Origin of the sequence: Nakamurella panacisegetis (assembly GCF_900104535.1) — a bacterium.
Taxonomy (GTDB): domain Bacteria; phylum Actinomycetota; class Actinomycetes; order Mycobacteriales; family Nakamurellaceae; genus Nakamurella; species Nakamurella panacisegetis.
In genome coordinates this window covers 4922932-4940820 of sequence record NZ_LT629710.1, presented here as the reverse complement: position 1 = coordinate 4940820, position 17889 = coordinate 4922932, and the positions used below count along the sequence as shown (strand labels likewise).

13 protein-coding genes are annotated in these 17889 nt (G+C 69.0%); 6 read left to right on the top strand and 7 right to left on the bottom strand.

Going from position 1 to position 17889, the window contains the following annotated elements; genetic code table 11:
- Nucleotides 1–103 precede the first annotated feature (103 nt).
- Nucleotides 104–2500 carry a lysylphosphatidylglycerol synthase transmembrane domain-containing protein gene (locus tag BLS97_RS22185; RefSeq protein ID WP_090480733.1) on the top strand — a complete coding sequence of 799 codons (2397 nt, stop codon included), beginning with the start codon at nucleotides 104–106 and terminating at the stop codon, nucleotides 2498–2500.
- Nucleotides 2501–2626: 126 nt separating this feature from the next.
- Here the strand turns inward: BLS97_RS22185 and phoA are convergent, their stop codons facing one another.
- The 4 genes from phoA to BLS97_RS22165 all read right to left on the bottom strand — a co-directional run bounded on the left by phoA (nucleotide 2627) and on the right by BLS97_RS22165 (nucleotide 8813).
- The gene (gene phoA / locus BLS97_RS22180) at nucleotides 2627–3991 is read right to left on the bottom strand and encodes an alkaline phosphatase (protein WP_231988259.1); all 1365 of its coding nucleotides are present in this window, start codon (nucleotides 3989–3991) and stop codon (nucleotides 2627–2629) included.
- A gap of 220 nt (nucleotides 3992–4211) precedes the next feature.
- A complete protein-coding gene (locus BLS97_RS22175) occupies nucleotides 4212–5855 on the bottom strand; it encodes a purple acid phosphatase family protein (RefSeq protein ID WP_090480730.1) in 1644 nt (547 codons plus the stop codon).
- A 184-nt stretch (nucleotides 5856–6039) separates the two neighbouring features.
- A complete protein-coding gene (locus BLS97_RS22170) occupies nucleotides 6040–6633 on the bottom strand; it encodes a hypothetical protein (protein ID WP_157695629.1) in 594 nt (197 codons plus the stop codon).
- A complete protein-coding gene (locus BLS97_RS22165; protein WP_090480724.1) occupies nucleotides 6630–8813 on the bottom strand; it encodes a hypothetical protein in 2184 nt (727 codons plus the stop codon). Before BLS97_RS22165 ends, BLS97_RS22170 begins: the two co-directional genes overlap by 4 nt.
- A gap of 287 nt (nucleotides 8814–9100) precedes the next feature.
- Between BLS97_RS22165 and BLS97_RS22160 the strand changes: the two genes are divergently transcribed.
- From BLS97_RS22160 to BLS97_RS23145, 3 genes are all read left to right on the top strand, one after another.
- Nucleotides 9101–10024 (top strand): DMT family transporter, encoded by a 924-nt coding sequence (locus BLS97_RS22160; protein WP_172832331.1) that lies wholly within the window; start codon nucleotides 9101–9103, stop codon nucleotides 10022–10024.
- Nucleotides 10025–10057: 33 nt separating this feature from the next.
- A complete protein-coding gene (locus BLS97_RS22155; RefSeq protein ID WP_090480718.1) occupies nucleotides 10058–11179 on the top strand; it encodes a methyltransferase domain-containing protein in 1122 nt (373 codons plus the stop codon).
- 169 nt (nucleotides 11180–11348) lie between these two features.
- Complete coding sequence (locus BLS97_RS23145) at nucleotides 11349–11525, top strand: hypothetical protein (RefSeq protein WP_157695628.1); 177 nt, start codon at nucleotides 11349–11351, stop codon at nucleotides 11523–11525.
- A 63-nt stretch (nucleotides 11526–11588) separates the two neighbouring features.
- Here the strand turns inward: BLS97_RS23145 and BLS97_RS22150 are convergent, their stop codons facing one another.
- The 3 genes from BLS97_RS22150 to BLS97_RS22140 all read right to left on the bottom strand — a co-directional run bounded on the left by BLS97_RS22150 (nucleotide 11589) and on the right by BLS97_RS22140 (nucleotide 15219).
- The gene (locus BLS97_RS22150) at nucleotides 11589–12899 is read right to left on the bottom strand and encodes a sensor domain-containing phosphodiesterase (protein ID WP_157695627.1); all 1311 of its coding nucleotides are present in this window, start codon (nucleotides 12897–12899) and stop codon (nucleotides 11589–11591) included.
- A 45-nt stretch (nucleotides 12900–12944) separates the two neighbouring features.
- Nucleotides 12945–14228 carry a sensor domain-containing phosphodiesterase gene (locus BLS97_RS22145; RefSeq protein ID WP_197676316.1) on the bottom strand — a complete coding sequence of 428 codons (1284 nt, stop codon included), beginning with the start codon at nucleotides 14226–14228 and terminating at the stop codon, nucleotides 12945–12947.
- Nucleotides 14229–14427: 199 nt separating this feature from the next.
- Nucleotides 14428–15219 (bottom strand): GGDEF domain-containing protein, encoded by a 792-nt coding sequence (locus BLS97_RS22140; RefSeq protein ID WP_157695626.1) that lies wholly within the window; start codon nucleotides 15217–15219, stop codon nucleotides 14428–14430.
- A gap of 289 nt (nucleotides 15220–15508) precedes the next feature.
- Here BLS97_RS22140 and BLS97_RS22135 point away from each other — a divergent pair, with 289 nt between their 5' ends.
- Together BLS97_RS22135 and BLS97_RS22130 are read left to right on the top strand one after the other, a co-directional pair.
- On the top strand, nucleotides 15509–16501 hold the full coding sequence (locus BLS97_RS22135) for an ABC transporter ATP-binding protein (RefSeq protein ID WP_090480706.1): 993 nt from the start codon (nucleotides 15509–15511) through the stop codon (nucleotides 16499–16501).
- 4 nt (nucleotides 16502–16505) lie between these two features.
- A complete protein-coding gene (locus BLS97_RS22130; protein WP_090480703.1) occupies nucleotides 16506–17888 on the top strand; it encodes an ABC transporter permease in 1383 nt (460 codons plus the stop codon).
- Nucleotide 17889 lies beyond the last annotated feature (1 nt).

Here is a 17889-nt window from a genome sequence, read left to right as displayed (position 1 = left end):
CACTTGGACCGCGCCGAAGTGCCCGGGTCCGGGGATGACCCCGGCGATGACATTGTGCACGGCCTGGCGCAACGGGGCGCGGCGGCGTGGGACGGTAACGGGCGTGTCCGGATTCTCGTTGCGACGACCACGTCGGCCGATCACCGGAGCGACCGACGGCAGCCCGCGATCCTTCTGGCCGGCCGCGCGTATCCGGCGTCCGCTCGACATCGGCCGGCTGGTGCTGACATCGGGCCTCCTCGCCGTGGTGCTGACGGTGGCCCCGATCGATCTCGGCCAGTTGCGGGCCATCGCCTCACTGTTGCCCACGGTCCGCTCCGGGTTGCCTCGGATCGTGTTGGCCATCGCGAATGTGGCGGTCTCGGTCGCTGTCTTCGGGGCGCTGACCGCGCTCGTCGTGGATGCCGTGCGCTCACGGCGGCTGGCGCTGACCAGCGCCGCAATGGCCTGTGTGACCGGGCTGGTGATGGCGTTCGGGCTCGGTCTCCTGTTGCGCGTGGTGGCCGGTGACGAGATCGGGAGGTTGTTGACCGGGCCGTGGAGCGGTTCGGCCGGTCTGGCCATCACCGCAGTGATCGCGCTGCTGGTCGGGTCCGACCCGCACGGTCGTCGCGGATGGGTCGCGGCCCGGGTCAGCGTGGCCGGCGCGGTCGCGTGCGACCTGGCCCTGGGCAGCCTGACCGTGCCGAGCCTGGCCTATGCCGCGCTGGTCGGCGCGGCCGCCGGCTTCGCGGTCCGGGTCGCGGTCGGGGTCGTTCCGGCTCGACCACCTGAGGAGGTGTTGCGGGCCGTGCTGGCCGACGCGGATCTGGTGCTGACGGCGCTGACGCCGCTGGAGCAGGCGGCCGGGCGGATCCGATATACCGGGGTGGGTCCGGACGTCGGCGAGGTACGGGTGACCGTGGTGGACCCCGATCGCGGCGGTGTGCCGTTCGTCCGGCGGATCTGGCGGTTGCTGCGTCTACGCACGGCGGTCGTGGGCCGCCCGGCTCTGACGCTGCGGGGCCAGTTGGAGCGGCAGGCTCTGACCGCCGGACTGGCCAAGGCGGCCGGGGTGCCGGCCCCCGAGGTGCTCGCGTTGCTCGCGGCGGGCCCGGCGCTGGTGCTGGTCGAGCGGCCGCTGGTCGGAGTGCGGATCTCGGCGTGTTCGGCCGACGAGGCGGGCCGGGCCGTGGCCGCCGCGTTCGTGGCCCTGCGCCGGCTGCACGGGGTCGGCGTCGCGCACGGAGCTGTCACCGCCGAGGGCATCCGGCTGTTGCCCGACGGGGGAGCCGGTTTCGCCGACTTCTCACTGGCCCAGCCGGCCACCACGGAGCTGCAGCGCGGGTTGGACGTCGCCGCTCTGCTGGTCGTCACGGCGGCCGAGGTGGGCGCGGATGCCGCAGTCGCCGCCCTGCGCGCGACCTACGCCCTGACCCCGGCGACCGAGGCTCGCCTGGCCGCCCTGCTGCAACCGGTCGTCCTGCCTCCGCCGCTGCGCCGGGAGGTGCGCCGCACCCCGCGGCTGGGCGAGGTGCGGGAGGCGATCATCGGCCCGGGCGGACTGCGCGGCATCGTCGGAGCGCCGCGTCTGGAGCGTCTCCGCCCGCGCACCGTGCTCAGCATCGTCGGCGGAACCGTCGCCGTCTATCTCCTGGCCACGCAGTTGTCCCGGGTCAGCATCGGCGCGGCCATCCGGGCCGCGAACCCGGGGTGGCTCGCCGTCGCGGTGGTCGGATCGGCTCTGACCTACCTCGGCTCCGCGGTGGCCCTCCAGGCCTTCGTGTCCACGAGACTGCCGCTCGGCCGGACCGTCTTCGCGCAGCTGGCCGCGTCCTTCGTCGCCCTGGTGACGCCTCCGGCCGTAGGCCATGTCGGTCTCAACATCCGATACCTGCAGAAGTCCGGCCTGTCCACGGCCACGGCGACGGCCGACGTGGCGGTCAAGGAACTGGTCACCGTGATCATCACGGTCCCACTGCTGCTGATCTGCGGCTGGCTCAGCGGTGTCTCGGGGTCCCGGCTGGCCCTGCTTCCGAGCGGCACCGTGCTGGCCATCCTCGGTGCCACGGCTGCGGTGATGGCGGTGATCGCGCTGGCTCCGCCCACCCGGCGGCTGCTGCGCCGCCGGCTCGAACCGCTGATCCGGCGCACCCTGCCCCAGCTGATCACCACGCTCAGCGATCCGAAGCGCCTGGCCACCGCACTGGTCGGGGTGCTGGTGCTGAACGGGGGGTACGTGCTGGCGCTGGATGCGTCGCTGAGGGCCTTTTCCACGTCGCTCGGCCTGCCGACCCTGGTGGTCGTCTACCTCGCCGCTTCCACTCTCGGATCAGCCGCGCCGACGCCGGGCGGGCTGGGGGCGATCGAGGCGGCGCTGGTCGCGGGCCTGACGGCGGCCGGCGTGCCGGTCGGTGCCTCGATCACCGCCGTCCTGGCCTTCCGGGCGGCGACGTTCTGGTTGCCGGCGCCGTTGGGCTGGGGCGCCTTCGTGATGTTGCAGCGCCGTAGCCGGATCTAGCTGTACGCCGGCCGCGGGGGCCGGGCTCGACATCGCCGCCGGGAGGATGGCTGGCCCGAACGAACGCGGCCGGCTGCCCCCTGGTGCGGGGACAGCCGGCCGGAGGTCGGGAGCTGGTGCGTTGTCTCAGGTGTTGATGCCCAGAGCCCTGGTCATCGTGTAGAACAGCTCGGTCTGGTCGGTGACGCCCAGAACGTTGGCCGCCTGCGGGCCGCCGGCGGCGATCCGGACCTGGGTGCCGGTGTGCTCCTGGGAAGACCCGGCCGGGGCGGTGCCGTAGCTGATCGTCATGTCGGCGCCGTCCTTCGTGACCAGGGTGGCGGTCAGGCCGGGCGTGACCGATCCGGCCTCGACGATCTGGCTGGTGTGTCCGTGGTCGGCAGTGACGACGACCAGGGTGTCGGGGTGGCTCTTCTGGTAGCGCAGGGCGGTGGCGACGGCCTTGTCGAATTCGACGGTCTCACCGATCTGGCCGCACGGGTTGGCGGCGTGATCCTGCTTGTCGATGGACGCGCCTTCGATCTGCAGGAAGAAGCCCTTCGACTTGCCGCCCGACTTGCGGTCCAGGACCGAGATCGCGGTGTGGGCCATCGCCGAGAGGTGCGGCTGGGTGTTGGCCCGCGCGGCGTTGACCTGGCAGGTGGAGGGGACGGTTCCGGTCGAGGTCGGGGTCGGGCCAACGTATTCCAGGTCCATGTTGCCCGCGGCGAACGTCCCCAGGATCGGCTTCGTCCAGCTGACGTTGGCGAGCCCGTTGGCGTCGGTGACCACCTGGTAGCCGGCGCTCTGGGCTTGCTGGAGAACCGTCTTTCCGGTGAAGGTACCGGCAGCGATGGTCTCGTCGAAGTACTTCTTGCCGCCGCCGAGCAGGACATCCGGTCGGGTCTGGACGAGTTGCTCGGCGATGGATCCCTTGCCCCCGTACTGCTTGGCGTTCTGCGGGCACAGCTTCAGAGTCGCGGCGGGGCCCTTGCAGTCCCGGTTCACCACGTGCGCGCCGAGAACGGCGGGGGTGGCGTCCTGCAGTTCGGCCGTGGTCACGTCACCGGTGGCGTATCCGGCCTTGCGGGCCAGTTCCAGGACGGTGGGGACGTCCTTGCCGGAGGGCAGGACGGAGATGGCGCCGTTGTAGGACTTGTGGCCGGTCGCCCATCCGGTCCCCGACGCGGCGGAGTCGGTGACGTAGTCGGGCAGCGACGGGTTGTCCTTCTGCACTGAGTACGTGGTGTAGGCGCCGGTCAGCGGCAGCGAATCCATCGACAGCCGCCCGGCGGCGCCCTTGGCGTAGTTCCGGGCGATGGTGATCTCGGAGTCACCCATGCCGTCGCCGATCAGCAGGATGACGTTGCGGGCCTTGCCACCCTTGATCGCCTCGCGTGCTGCCTGCGTGTTGTCCCGGTGCTTGCTGCTGACCACCGTTGCGGTGGCGATCCCGGCCGCACCGATCGTCAGGGTGCCGGCCATCAGTACGACGCCCGCGCGGCGGGTCATCCTTGAACCGAACATCAATTTTTCGCTCCTGCTCGTCTGTGGTGGCGGCACCGCCCGTCGGCGCCGCCACCACAGCACAACCCGCCCGCATTAAAGGGCAAGTAAACCCGTATGAGCAGGGCGCAACGGGGGTATGAACAATGAGCATCTCCGCACTGAAGCGTCCGGCCCGCCGATCCGCAGTGCGGATCGGCGGGCCGGATGGCACGCCACCGCCTGGTCAGTCCCGGCGCGGACGACGCAGGGTGAAGGATTCGAACTCGCGGAGCTGCCCGTCGGTGCCGACGATCTCGTAGTAGGTGACCGCGATGGACGTCGTTCCGCCCCGGCGGGTGCCGGGATCGACGGTGAAGGAGGCGAACCCGTAGGCGTTGGCGGCGTCGCGGTTGGCCGACCAGGGCGCCGGTTCGGAGACATAGACCGGCGGTCGCTTGCCGGTGGTCGGGTCCGGAGTGCCGACGGAGGTGATCACCCGGCACTGCGGCGGCTGGAAGAACAGCGCGTTGGACGGGGCCGAGGTGCCACCGCCACCGATCACCATGTGCACCGTGCCCTTGCTGGTGTCGATCACGTCCGTACGGTCGGACACCGGGATCGGGGTCAAGGTCGCGTTGGCTTCTCGTCCTCGAATCGGGTGGGACCGCTCGTAGTGGTGCTCGTGACCACAGACGACCAGATCCACCCCGTACTGGTCGAACAAGGGGAGCCATTCCTGGCGGATACCCAGATCGGCGCCGTTGAACTTGTCGGCGGTGCTGATGGCCACCTGGTGCATGCACACGACGATCCAGTCGATGTCGGCGTTGCGGCGGGTGGCCGCCAGTTCCCGTTCCAGCCAGACCTTCTGGGCGTTGCCTGAGTAGCCGCGGACGTAGGAGTCGCCGCCGTCCTGGTAGCAGATGTCGTCGTTGTTCAGGCTGATGACCTTCACCGACCCGACGGTGAAGGAGTACCACAGGCCGGCGGTCACGTCCGTCTGTCCGGGCACCGGCGGGACGGAGAAGTAGGTCTGGTAGGCGCGGTAGCCGATCGGGCCGTTGCCCCTTTCGTTCTCGTGGTTGCCGGCCGACGGCATCCAGGGGCGGGATTTGGCGCTGCGGGTGTTGTTGTCCCAGAAGTCGGACCAGGTGCGGACCCGGTCGGTGGCCAGGTTGGCGTAACACAGGTCGCCGTTGAACAGGTGGAACAGGGGCTGCACGCGTTCGACACCGGCCGTGGTGTCACTGGCGGCCGGGGAGCCGAGGTTGTCGTTCACGAACGGCGGGTTGGCGATGGTCACCCCGGCCGGCGGAACGTACTTCTTGCCGGTGGTGGGGGTGCCCTGGTCGCCGAAGCTGGTGAAGGTGAACTTGGCCCGACCCTTCGGCGCGGTGCGGAACGTCGCGAATTCGGGTTCGGCGCCGTCGTGGCCGGCGGCGTACAGGTAGTCGGTGCCCGCCCTCAGCCGGGTGAACTTCGCGTGGTGGGCATTGACGACCTGCCCGGACTTGGCGTCGGTGTAGCTGACGGTCTCGGCGTCCACGGCCCGGAGGAATTCGCCGTCGATGGTGCCCAGCAGCACGCGGGGGCGGTGCACCGGCTGGAGGGAATGCCAGGACACGGTGACCTGGGTGGCGGCGTCGGCCCCGAACTGCAGGTGCAACCCGGCCACGCGTGGGGTGGTCAGCGGATCGCCCGCCGGGCGGGGCGACCACCCCGGCCGGGTCCGGGACTCAGCCGGGGAGGCGCCTGAGGCCGGGGGTGCTGCACTCAGGCTCAGTCCGGCGAAACCGATCCCGGCGGCGCCGGCCGCAGCCAGGAATCGGCGGCGGTTCGGGGCGCCCGGGACGGTGGGGGGATTGTGATCAGCGATGTCTTCAGCCATGGGTCAAGTGTGGAACGACGGGTGCCGATGACGTGCGACAACGTCCTGAACACTGGGCGAACACTGACGTTCCCGGCCGATGACGAGTTGCCCTCCCGTCGATGAAATCCGGTGCCGGATCACCGATCGGAGAAGATCTCCCGAGCGGGCGGTTCGCGCAGCGGCCGGGGTCCGGCCCGGTCGGTCAGTCGTTCTCCACGACGAAGTCCCAGGACGCGACGACGGAATTACCGGGCGCCCAGCGCATGAGTCCTTCACCGGTCTCCATCCGTGTGCGGACCCGAAAGGCCACGGTCTGGCCGGGTCCGATCGCCGCCGGGGGTGTCGATTGTCCCGGGGCCAGGGCCAATCGGTAGGTGCCACCGAGGTGGTCGATGGTGGTGAACTCGTGCAGGTCGATCGGTACGGTCGCCGTCGCCCGATCGAGAGTGATGGTCCAGGTGCAGGTGGTGGCCGGACTGACGTAGGGCAGGCCTTCACCGGGTACGTCCGGTCCGGAAACCGTTGCCCGCACCGACTTCCCATTCCCGAGACGGACCTCGACCTGATCTCCCTGAGTGGTCAGCGCCGGGTGCGCGGCGCTCCCGGTGAGCACGCTGTCGGGCTGTATCGCGGCGGTCGGCAAGTAGGTGGGCAGGGAACCGTAGGCCGGTTCGGTGGTGGCCGGGGCATTGCTGCAACCGGCCACGAACATCGCCGCAGCCGCGAGGGCGACGGTGGCGATCAGGCGCCGGGGGCGCCGGACGGTTGCCCGTCCGGCGTCCCTGGCTGGAATCAACGGTGTCCTCGGGTCCGGACGTTGTTGAACACGTCCCGCCCGAAGGGGGCGAGTCCGGGCTGGGCGGCAAATCCGAGGTGCCCGGCCCGGTCCAGACCGCCGGAAACCGTTCCGGCGACGAGCTTTGCGTGGTCGCCGCCGTGGCTGACTCCGAAGATGTCCTCCATCGTGCGCAGCCAGCTGTAGTGGTTGTAGAACACGCTGCTGGTCGTGCCGGGCTTGATCAGCGGGCTGATCAGCACGCTGCCGGTGTCGCCACCGCCGGGCGTGGCGTCGTTGTCGTCGTACAGCGGGTCGGCGGTCTGGCCGGGCAGGAGGTGCCCGGGGGCGCCTTCCGCACTGAGGGTGACGCTACTGACCGCCCCGGTCGGGGTGACGGCATTGCCCTTCGAGTCGACCAACTGGAACGAGCCGTCGACCACCGAGCCGCTCGAGGACGCGGCCGGTTGCGGTCCGGTGTCGCTCACCGTGCCCACGAAGGTGTCGGCCGGGATCGGGCTGGTGCCACCGGGTCCCGACTTGTCCACGGTGTCGACGACGCCGCGGCCGGTGTCGTCGGCCAGGATCGAGGCGTCCAGGACGTACGACGACGTTGCCATCGCCGCGGCCGAGTCGGTTCGCGCCCCCGGGGTGTTGCCGGAGCCGCCCCGGACGATGCCGGGCACACAGTTGGCCGGCACGAGGGTCGGGGTGGTCTGGGTGCAGGCCGGCGGCCGGTCGATGAACGCGTTGTTCCCGGGACCCGGGTACAGCTGCTGACCGGACGAGTTGTGGCCGAGCGTGGAGTTGGGCCCGGTCGGTTCGGTGTGCACGTTGCGGCCGAACAGGTTCTCGCCCGCGGCGTCGGCGGAGATTCCGGCGCTGGCGTTCGGCTGGTCGCCTTGCGTCGGCCCGTAGGCGTTGGCGTTGTTGAAGCTGTTGCCGCTGTAGGTGAACGGCGGATTTCCCTCGTCGAAGGTGATGTCGATGAGGCCGCCGTCCTTGAAGGCGGCCGACTTCTCGATCATCGGGATGTAGTACTCCAGGAACAGGTCGGAGGCGTACAGGCCGCCGGTGTAGTTCTTGGGGGCCACTGATTCCGGGTTCGGGGTGGGGGACTGGTAGATCGGTTGCCCGGCCGGGCTGAAGGAGCCGGAAAGGTTGTTGCCCTTGCAGATCGCGTCGTGCGCGTCGCTGCAGTTGTTGGGGGTGATCCAGGAGAAGGCCGGTGTCGTCGAGGCGTGCTGCAGGTCCTTGTACAGACCGTTGGAGGCACTGTCGAGATTCGCGATATGTGCGGCGTCACAGTCGCTTCCGCCCTGCGCCGGTGTCGTCAGCCCCGGCGTCGTCCCCCCGTTCGCGGTAACCGTTCCGGTGATCGCGTGGAACCACGGGAAGGGGAAGTGCTTGGCCACGTACTGGTCGTTGGCCTGCGCCCCGGTGAAGCTGGTGACGCCGGTCGGGAACGGGTGCGCGGCGCTGGCGCTCATGTAGGTCGGGTTAGTGGTCGGGTCGTTCGCGGCCATGCCGGGACCACCGCACGCGGCATCCTCACGTCCGGCCTGGTTGCCCAGGTCCTGCGCGTAGCCCTTCCAGGTCTTGCCGGCCGCGTCCAGCTGATTGAACAGAGTAGGCGCTTCGGTGGGGTAGGTGCAGCCGTTCGCACCGTTGGGCGCGTTCGCTCCACTGGGCTGGGCGCCGTTGGCCAGGGAGGCCACCTGCCCGTAGTTGACGGCGTCCTTGCCCGTCTTGGTGGTCAGAATGCTGGAATTGCTGCCGAAGTCGTAGTTCTCGACGCTGCAGTCGGACTGCACGTCCTGCTGCGGGCCCTGGCCCGAGACCATCGAGATGTAGTTGTCCTGGCTGTAGTGGCCCGTGCCGTAGTAGTTCTTCAGCAGGACACCCTGGGCCGGCAACGCCTTCCACAGGTAGCTGTTCTGATTCAGGCCGGTGAACGTGGCATCGTAGGACTTGTTCTCCAGGATGATCAGCCAGACGTGCTTGATGTCGCCGGACTTGAGGCCGGTGCTGGAGATCGTGGTCCCGGCCTGTTCGGCGTCCAGCTGGGCGGCGGCCCGCTGCGCCGCCGTCGGAACGGCGGCATTGGTGGAGGCGACGGCCAGCAGCGATGCGGCGACCGCGGCGACCGCGGCGGCTGCCACCAGCTTGGTGCGATGTCTCCCGAAGGATCGAAACTGCATGAGCAGGCTCCCGGTGTCGGCGAAGGGCGAGGCGGTGTCGCTCGGCCCAACATGGGAGTCTGCTGTCAGTGTCCGACCGGGAGTAGGGCCCTTCGGCGAACCGCGAGTGGCCAGCAGATGAACACGGCGTGGGGATGAAAATCCTTGTGCCACAACGGTAATGAGTCAGTAAAGTCGCCGGCGCTGGTCGGGTGGCGGCGAGTGCTCGTGGTCACCGCCACGGGCTGTTCGCTGCCCGTTCATGGAGGTGGCGCTGCCGTTCACGCCCGTCCGGCATCATGGCGCCGGTGCTGGGACGACGCGGACAGACGATGGCCTTCGCCGGTCTGCTCCTGGTGGCGATCACCTGGGGGACGACGTTCCCGATCTCCAAGACCCTGTTCGGCCGGGTCGGGGTGTGGGACCTGCTGGCCGTGCGGTTCTCCATCGCGGCCGGGGCGATGCTCGTGTGCTGGCTCCCTGCCGTTCGCCGGCTTCCGCGGCGGCTCCTGCGGCACGGCGCCGGGCTCGGTGTGGTCTACGGCGCGGCCCAGATCGTGGCCAACCTGGGGTTGGAGCGGGCGCCGGCTGCGGTGGCCGGTTTCATCACCGGAACCTACGTCGTCCTGACGCCCCTGTGTGCGGCCTTGATCCTGCGAGCGCGCATCGGGGCGAGGGCCTGGGTCGCCGCCGCCGTGGCTGCGCTCGGGCTGGGGACATTGGCCCTGCACGGATTCTCGGTCGGCGTCGGCGAGACCTTGGCTCTGCTCTCGGCCCTGCTGTACGCCCTGCACATCGTGGCGCTCGGGATGATCTCGACGGTCCGTGACGCGGTGGGGCTGGCGGTGGTTCAGATCGTGGCCACCGCCGCGGTATCGGTGGTGGCTGCGCTCGTCGTGCAAGGAAGGATCAACCTGCCCGGCCGCGGGACCGACTGGGCCGTGATCGCGTACATGGCCTTGGTCTCCGGGGCTCTGGCCATGATGATGCAGTCCTGGGCCCAGGCACACCTGCCGGCCACTCGGGTCGCCCTCGTGATGGCCACCGAGCCGCTATGGGCGGCCGCCCTGTCCGTGATGTTCCTGCACGAAGCGGTCACCGCGCGGTTGGTGATCGGCGCCACCGCCATCGTGAGCGCGCTGATCATCGCCGAGACCGGGGCCAGCGACGGACGGCGACCGGGCCGGGCGTCGCGACGACGGGTACGGCGGGCCGGCCGCCGACAGCGGTGATGGCCGAGGCGCCGGCCGCCCTATGGTGGTGCGGTGCACTGCGACTACTTCAGCGCCGGCCGATGCCGCTCCTGCCGGCTGATGGGCGTGCCGTACCACCGGCAGCTGGCCGACAAGCAGGTCATGGCCGCTCAGGCGCTGCGGCCGGTGGCGCCGGAGGTCCGGTGGGCCGATCCGTTCGCCAGCGCCGAGTCCGGTTATCGCAACAAGGCGAAGTGGGTGGTCGGGGGTGACCGGCGGAATCCGACCATCGGGATCCTGGACGAGCGCCGCGAAGGTATCGACCTGCGGCGGTGCGGGATCTGTGAGCCGTCCCTGATCGAGGCGTTCCCGGCGCTCGTCGACTTCATCGCCCGTATCGGCCTGGTTCCCTACGACGTGAACCGCCGGATCGGCGACATCAAGTACCTGATCGTCACCACCTCCCCGCAGGGCCAGTTGCTCGTCCGGTTCGTCCTGCGGTCGCTCGACCGCCTGGACGACATCCGGCGCGGACTGCCCGCGTTGCGGTCCGCTCTGCCCCAGCTCGCGGTCGCCTCGGTGAATCTGCATCCGGAACACAAGGCGGTACTCGAGGGCGATCGGGAGATCCTGCTCACCGAGGAGAGCTCACTGTCCATCCGGCTCGGGGACGTCAGTCTGTATCTGGGGCCGCAGGGCTTCTTCCAGACCAACACGGCGGTCGCCGCCGGCCTCTACCGGCAGGCCGCGGACTGGGCGACGCAGACCACCCCGACCTCGGTGCTGGATCTGTACTGCGGTATCGGCGGCTTCGCCCTGCACTGCGCGCCACCGTCCGCGCGCACCGTTCACGGCGTCGAGATCTCCGCGGACGCGGTGTCCGGGGCGCGGCGCAGCGCCGCGACCCGGCCGGACCCGGGTCGTTTCACGTTCGACGCCGATGACGCGGTGGCGCGACGGTTGGACGCGGATCTGGTGATCGTCAACCCACCTCGTCGCGGACTCGGCGCAACCGTGGCCGACTGGATCGACACCGGCGCCGCGCGCCACCTGATCTATTCGAGCTGCAACCCGGCGACTCTGGCTGCCGACCTGGCCCGGATGCCTTCGCTGCGGGCGATCGAGGCTCGACTGTTCGACATGTTCCCGCAGACCGCGCACATGGAGGTGGCGGTCCTGCTGGAACGGCGGTGATCATGGACGGGCCGCTGGTTCCGCCCCGCCTCGCTCCGGTACCCGGATTGTGGGCCCGAAGGGCGACCGTCGGATGGCCGGGGGAACAGGTCGCCCGATTCGGGCCTTTGTACCCTAGCCGCGTGCCGGACGACTGGTTATCGTCCACCGGATGCCATGGTTCTTTCGAGTGATCGAGCAGGATGACGGTACCTGGGCGTGCCGCCACGGCCGCACGCACTTCGACGTGCACGACCGGCTTGCGCTCGCCGTGGCCCATATCGTGGAACTGGCCAAGGGTTCCGAGCCGGCGCGGATATTCCTCCATCGACTCGATGGCGAGGTTGTCGAGCTGGCCGAATCGTGACGACACACGGCAGACCGGCTCGGGACTCTGCTCGGTCGTAGCGGGCGGTGGTGTGTTGCCCGGTCAGTCTGTGCCGGTCGGGTTCGGCGCCGTTGCACGGGAGGGATCCGTGTTGCTGCCGTTGGTCGACGATGCCCACAGGCGCGGGAGATCCGGAGCGGGAACGGGTGGTGACCAGAAGTATCCCTGCCCGAAATCGCAACCCAGGTCACGGGCAATCTGGGCGTTCCGGCGAGTTTCGACCCCTTCGATGGTGGTCTTGAGATCCAGTTCCGACGTCAATCCGGTGACCGCTGTGGTCAATGCGTTTCCGATGCGGCTACCGAGCGCGAGGGTCAGGGCGCGGTCGATCTTCACCCCGGACACCGGCATGCGCAGCAGGTATTCCAGTGATGACCAGCCGGTGCCGAAATCGTCCAGCCACACTCCGAACCCGGCGTCCCGCAACTGGTGAACCAGGCCGGACGTCACGCGCTCGCCCAGATGCTTCGTCTCGGTCAGTTCCAGGTCTACCGCCTCCGGTGACAAACCGGCGTCGGTCACCGCTGACGCGATCGGGGTGAGGAAATCATCTCGATCGAAATGGCGTCCGGACAGATTGACACTGAGGCGCAGATCGGGTCGTTCCGCGTGCCAGCGCACCACGTCCCGGGCCGCGAGTGAGATGATCGTCAGGTCCAGATCGATGATCAGGTCGCTGTCCTCGGCCAACGGGATGAATCGCGCCGGATTGGTGATTTCTCCTTCCGGGTGCTGCCATCTGGCCAATGCTTCGACTCCGACGATTCGATCGCTATCCAGGTCGACCACCGGCTGATACCAGGGGATGATGTGGCCACCCCGGATGGCCTGAGCCAATTCTTGGGTGAGGACGGACCCGACCTGCCGTTGTTCGTTCAGGCGTCGCATCAGGTCGAGCTGGTCTTCCACAACCGAGCCGAATTCGACCAGGCGGTCGGCCTGGTCGTCCGCAACGTCGCGAGGTCGGGGGTCGATGACGCACAGAGCGCCGATGATCAACGATTCCCGGCCCATCAGGGGGACCCCGATGAAGGTGCCGACATCGCGGCCGGTGACCACCGGGAAGCCGGCGAATCGCGGATCGAGTCCGGCGTCGGTGACCACCAGGGCCGACCCGCTGCGCACCACTGCATCGCACAGCGCCACCTCCCTCGGGGTGGCCATCTTGTCGTCGGTGCCCAGAATGCCGATGGTGTGCTGAGAGTCCTCATCGAGGATGTTGATCATCGCCATCGGGAAGGACAGGGCGCGCGCGGCAAGGGCGATCGTCGTCTGCAGGCGGGTGGAGGTCGCGGCGCCCTTCAGGTAGTGCCGGGCCGATCGACTCCGCAGCAACTCCGGCCCGTCCGTCACGAGGCCAGTGTTGCATATCACTATCGGGCGTGCAGGGTCGATTGTCTAAGGAGATGACGAGGCTCGCGTGCGCTGGATGCGCGACATGAGGGCTCGGGCCGCTGCTTCCACCGTGGGGCGGTCGTAGGTGAGGGCGAACTCGAATTCCCGCTCGTCATCAGGTCCGTTGTCACCAAGGTCGCGGGCCACCAGGGCACACGCGAAGTGCGGGGCCAGGACGATGAGATCCCATTCATTGCGAACCGGGTCGTCATCGGCCAGATTGGCGTACCGCAACCGACTGCTCTCGTCACGGGGAAGGTCGTGTCCGATGGCGGCGACAAAGCCGAGATGCTCGGCCAGGTCGTGGTAGCGGTCGGCGACGCGCGGCGTGAAGTGTTCGGCGATCTGAAAGGTGGCCAACAACATGCAGGTGGAGCCCAGACGCATTGCCTCCCGTTCCAGATGTGCGCTGACCTGTGTCAGAAGTGGCTTACGCGACCGCCGCGGGGTCACCGCCCACGGAAGGCAACCGAAAGGTGAGTTCAGCGAAGGACTCTCGATCGGTTGGGGCAGGCTCAGCCCTTCGATGTGCGTGGGAAGGCGATTGATCGGCCCCGGTCGGCCGAACCTCCAGCCCTGCCCCAAGCGGGCGCCGAGAGCTTCGGCTACCTCGATGTGCTGCTGTTCTTCTATGCCTTCGGCGAGGATGAGGGCGCCGGTCCGTTCGGCGTAGGCGTTGACCGCGTTCATGATTTCGGCGACGGCCGGGCTCGGGCGTCGCTGCACCAGTTGCAGGTCCAGTTTGATGATGTCCGGGCGCAACAATGACATGAAAGTCAACGACAGGTCGTTGGCGCCGACGTCGTCCAGGGCAATTCGCCATCCGGCCCGCCGTAGCCCATTCACGGTGGCCATGAGCTCCGCCGGTCGATCAGCCAGGGCTCGTTCGGTGATTTCCAGTACCAGTTGCAGCCGGCCGGGCGCCGATTCGGCCAGCAGCAGGAGCTCGCGCAACGGTGCGGATTCCAGTATCTCGGGTTCGATGTTGACGAACAGGGTAAGGGGCGCGTAAATGCCGCTGGCGATCGCACCGCGTACTGCGGCGCTCCGGCACAGCTGGTCCAATTCGGCCAACCGGTCGGCTTGCCGGGCCGCGGAAAAGAGCCGGTCCGGTGCGTGCAGCGGACCGACCGGACCGCGGGCGAGCGCTTCGTAGCCAACGACCGCGCCGGTGGTCAGATCGACAATCGGCTGGAAGACGCTGTGCACCAGACGGCCATCGAGCACCGCGTCGATATCGTGTATGGATCTGACCCCTTGGCTCATGCGGCGCTCCCGCAGCCGCACCGATCACGCCGGCAGCTGGAGCGGCCGGGCAGCGACACGACGACGCCCTCGGCCGGTGAGCCTCCCATCAGCCCATACTTTCACAGGCCCAGGTTGGAGCCGGAGCCACGCTGCGCCGAACGGTCGCGTCCAACACCCCAGGAATGGCGGGGCGGGCGTTGCTGCGAGGAGGTCGGAGCGGACCGGCAACGAGGTTCGCTCATCCATCGGGCGGTGTCGCTCGCTGGCGGTAGAGGTCCGCGTCGGCCTCGGCAATCAGCGCAGGTAGGGATTCCTGGTCTCCCAGGTCGGCCAAACCGATCGTTACGGATCCACCACCTGCGCCGTCCTCCGCCAGGAACCTGTTCACCCGGGCGAACCGAGCTCGCGCGGCGGCGACATCGATGCCCTCGATCGCGCAGAGGAACTCATCCCCGCCGTAGCGCATGACCAGGTCGTAGGGTCGCAGGGCGGCCTTGAGGGCATGGGCAACCCGCTGTAACAACAGGTCACCGGCCGCGTGGCCGAGGGTGTCGTTGATTCCCTTGAGGTCGTCAACGTCGATGAACGCCAGCACCATGCCATGCCCGGCGCGCCGTGCTCGCGCCATGTCCAGGTTCAGCTCGACGAGGCCTGCCGCCCGGCTGCACAACCCGGTCAGGCCGTCGACCGAGGCGACGTAGCGATCTTCGGCGGCGGCCTGCCGGTCAGCTGCCGCCTCTTCGCGATCATGCTTGGCGTCGATGCGGTCACCCGCCCCGGCGGTTCGATCGTCCCTGGCGTGGAGCCGGTCGTCCCGGGCCATCGAAGAAAGGGCGGCCTGATCGGCGGCGAGCCGCTCCTCTCGGGCGGAGGCGGCCTCGTCCCGGATGGAGGCGGCCTCGTCCCGTGCGGAGCCTTCCTCGTCTCGACCGACGGCCGCGACATCTCGTTGGCGACCGGCCTGATCCCGGCGTTCCGCGTCCCGCGCCCGCGCCTGTTCACCGAGAGAATTGTCGTTGGCATCGGTCACTTCGTGCCGCACCTTCTGCATCCCACGGCTACAGCGTGACCGGCCGGGATGCCCGAGCTGATACCGCCTAAGTCTAGATCCTTGCCGTGACTGACGACGGCGACGATTTGCCGTTGACCGGGGGACGGTTTGCTGCTCCGCGAGGTTCGCCGGCTCGCGCTCCACCCGCGCTGCGACCTGGACGGGTCCAACTGTCGCCTGGCGTTCATCCGGTGCTTCCTCGACAACCCCGCCCCTTCGCATCATGCCCATAGCTTTTTCGTACCGGACTCACACAGGGGGGTGGAGCATGCAGCGAGTGCCTGCCGTGCGTGCGCGAGGCATCGTCAAGTTCTTCGGTGATGTCATCGCCCTGGACGGCGTCGACATCGACATCGCCGAGGGTCACGTGCATGGCCTGGTCGGCCCGAACGGTGCCGGTAAGACGACTCTGCTCGGGTTGCTGTTGGGTTTGGCGGCGGCCGACAGCGGAACGCTCGAGGTGCTCGGCCGACCGGTGCGCCGCGCCCTCGCGCTGCCCGATGGCGTCGCGGGTTTTGTAGACGGGCCCGGCCTCTATCCGGCGCTGACCGCCCGGCAGAACCTGGTAGCGCTGGCTTCGCTGCGTGGTGACCGAAAGCCTGGAATTGATGACGCCCTCGACACGGTCGGCCTGATCGACGTCGCTGACGACCGTGTGCGCGGCTTCTCCCTCGGCATGCGCCAGCGACTCGGGCTCGCCGCCGCTCTGCTGACCCGCCCGCGCCTGCTCGTGCTTGATGAACCGGCCAACGGCCTGGACGCCGCCGGTACCCGCCAAGTTCATCGCGTCCTCTCGCGCCTGGCGGCCGACGGCGCTTCGGTCGTCCTGTCCAGCCACCGCATGGACGATCTCACCGCGTTGTGCACCGAGGTCAGCCTGCTGGCCGCCGGGAGGGTTGTGTTCTCCGGGCCGGTGAGCAAGCTCGCCGCGGAGACCGGTGAGGTCGACTACCGGCTGCGTACTTCCGACCGCGCGGCGACCCGACGTCTCGCCGACCAGGTCCCTGGCGTTCGCGTGCTTCCCGACGACGACCTGCTGCAACGTCAGGATGCCCAGGCTCTCCTGGTTCGGGGATCGACGGAATCGGTTGAGGGCCTCGTCGCGCACCTCGTCCGCGCCGGGGTCGCGGTCCGCGAGCTCGCTCCGGTCGTTTCCCCGCTGGAGTCCGCCTACCTCGCCCTGGTCGGGGCCGAGGAAGACCGGGTCGCCGTTGGCGTTTCGACGGGTGACGGACACCCCATGGCATCGACGACGGGATGACGCTGTGACTGCTCCGACCACCACCGTCCGGCCCGACTCGGCGGAGACGTCCCCGCGGCGTGATATCGCGCCCCCGCCCCTGCGGCGCGCCTATCGCTTCGAGCTCGTCAAGCTGCTGGCCCAATGGCGGCTGCGCCTGATCGTCCTGGTCTGCTGGCTCGGGCCCGGTCTGGCCGTGGCCGTTGTCAGCACCCAGACCACCTTGCCGTCCGACACCGTCTTCGGGCGCTGGATGGGTCAAACCGGCTGGGCCGGGTCCTTGGTCGTGCTGTCCTTCGCGTGTGACTGGGTGCTGCCACTGGTGGCCTCGCTGGTCGCCGGCGATGTGTTTGCCGGGGAGGACCGGCAGGGCACCTGGCGGCACCTCTTGGTAGCGGTGCGGTCACCGCGCCGCATCTTCTTGGCCAAGGCGCTGGCCAGTCTGACGGTGGTGCTCGGGCTGATGATCGCTCTCGCCGTGTCCAGCGCGGTCGGCGGGCTCGCGGCCGCCGGCGACCGGCCGTTGGTGGGGTTGAGTGGCCAGACCATCGCGCCCGGCCACGCCGCGGTGTCGGTGGTCGTGGCGTGGCTGGTCGTGCTGGCACCCACTCTGGTGTTCTCCGCAGTCGGGCTGCTCGGCTCCGTCATGTTCGGCCGATCGCCGATGGGGTTGCTGACCCCGGTTGTGCTCGCGTTCATCCTGGCCCTCGCGCAGCTGCTGCCGCTGCCCGTCCTCGTGCGCGCGGCCCTACCCAGCTGGTCCTTCCTGGCGTGGCGCGGACTCTTCACTGATCCGGCACAGACCGGCCCCGTCGTCGCTGGGGTGGTCGTCGACCTGGTGTGGGCGCTGGTCGCTGCGGTCCTGGCCTTTGTGGTGTTCATGCGCCGTGACTTCACCGACCCGGCCTTCGACGGGGCGAACGTTCGCGTGATCACCCTGGCCCTGGCGCCGCTGGTCGCCTTGCTGGCCGTCACCGTCGCCGTGCTTGGCGCGGTCACCCCGGCCTCTGGTTCAGGCATTGACCGGCCGAAGCTCGAGCTTTCCCTCGCGACCGCCTACGCCCACCTGTATCGGCTGCAAACCGGAGAACTGGGCCGCCCGGACGTGCCCGAGGCGCAGCTGCGCACTGGCGCGTCGTGCGACAAGGGCGGCGACCTGGTGGAGGACGTGGGCCCCGGGAACGACTGGCGGTGTGTCGTCACCTGGCACATTCCGGGCGCCACCGCAGTCGGGTCCGCGATCTATCAGCTGGACGTCACACCCGACGGGCGTTACGTCGCGGACGGCGACGGTCCCCAATCGGTCAACGGATTCTTCCAGGTGCGGACCCCAACGGGCGACGCGCCGAATCCGCTATGGCAGTTCGACGGTTCTGTCGATCTGTTCACTGCCACACAGAAGGGTTGAC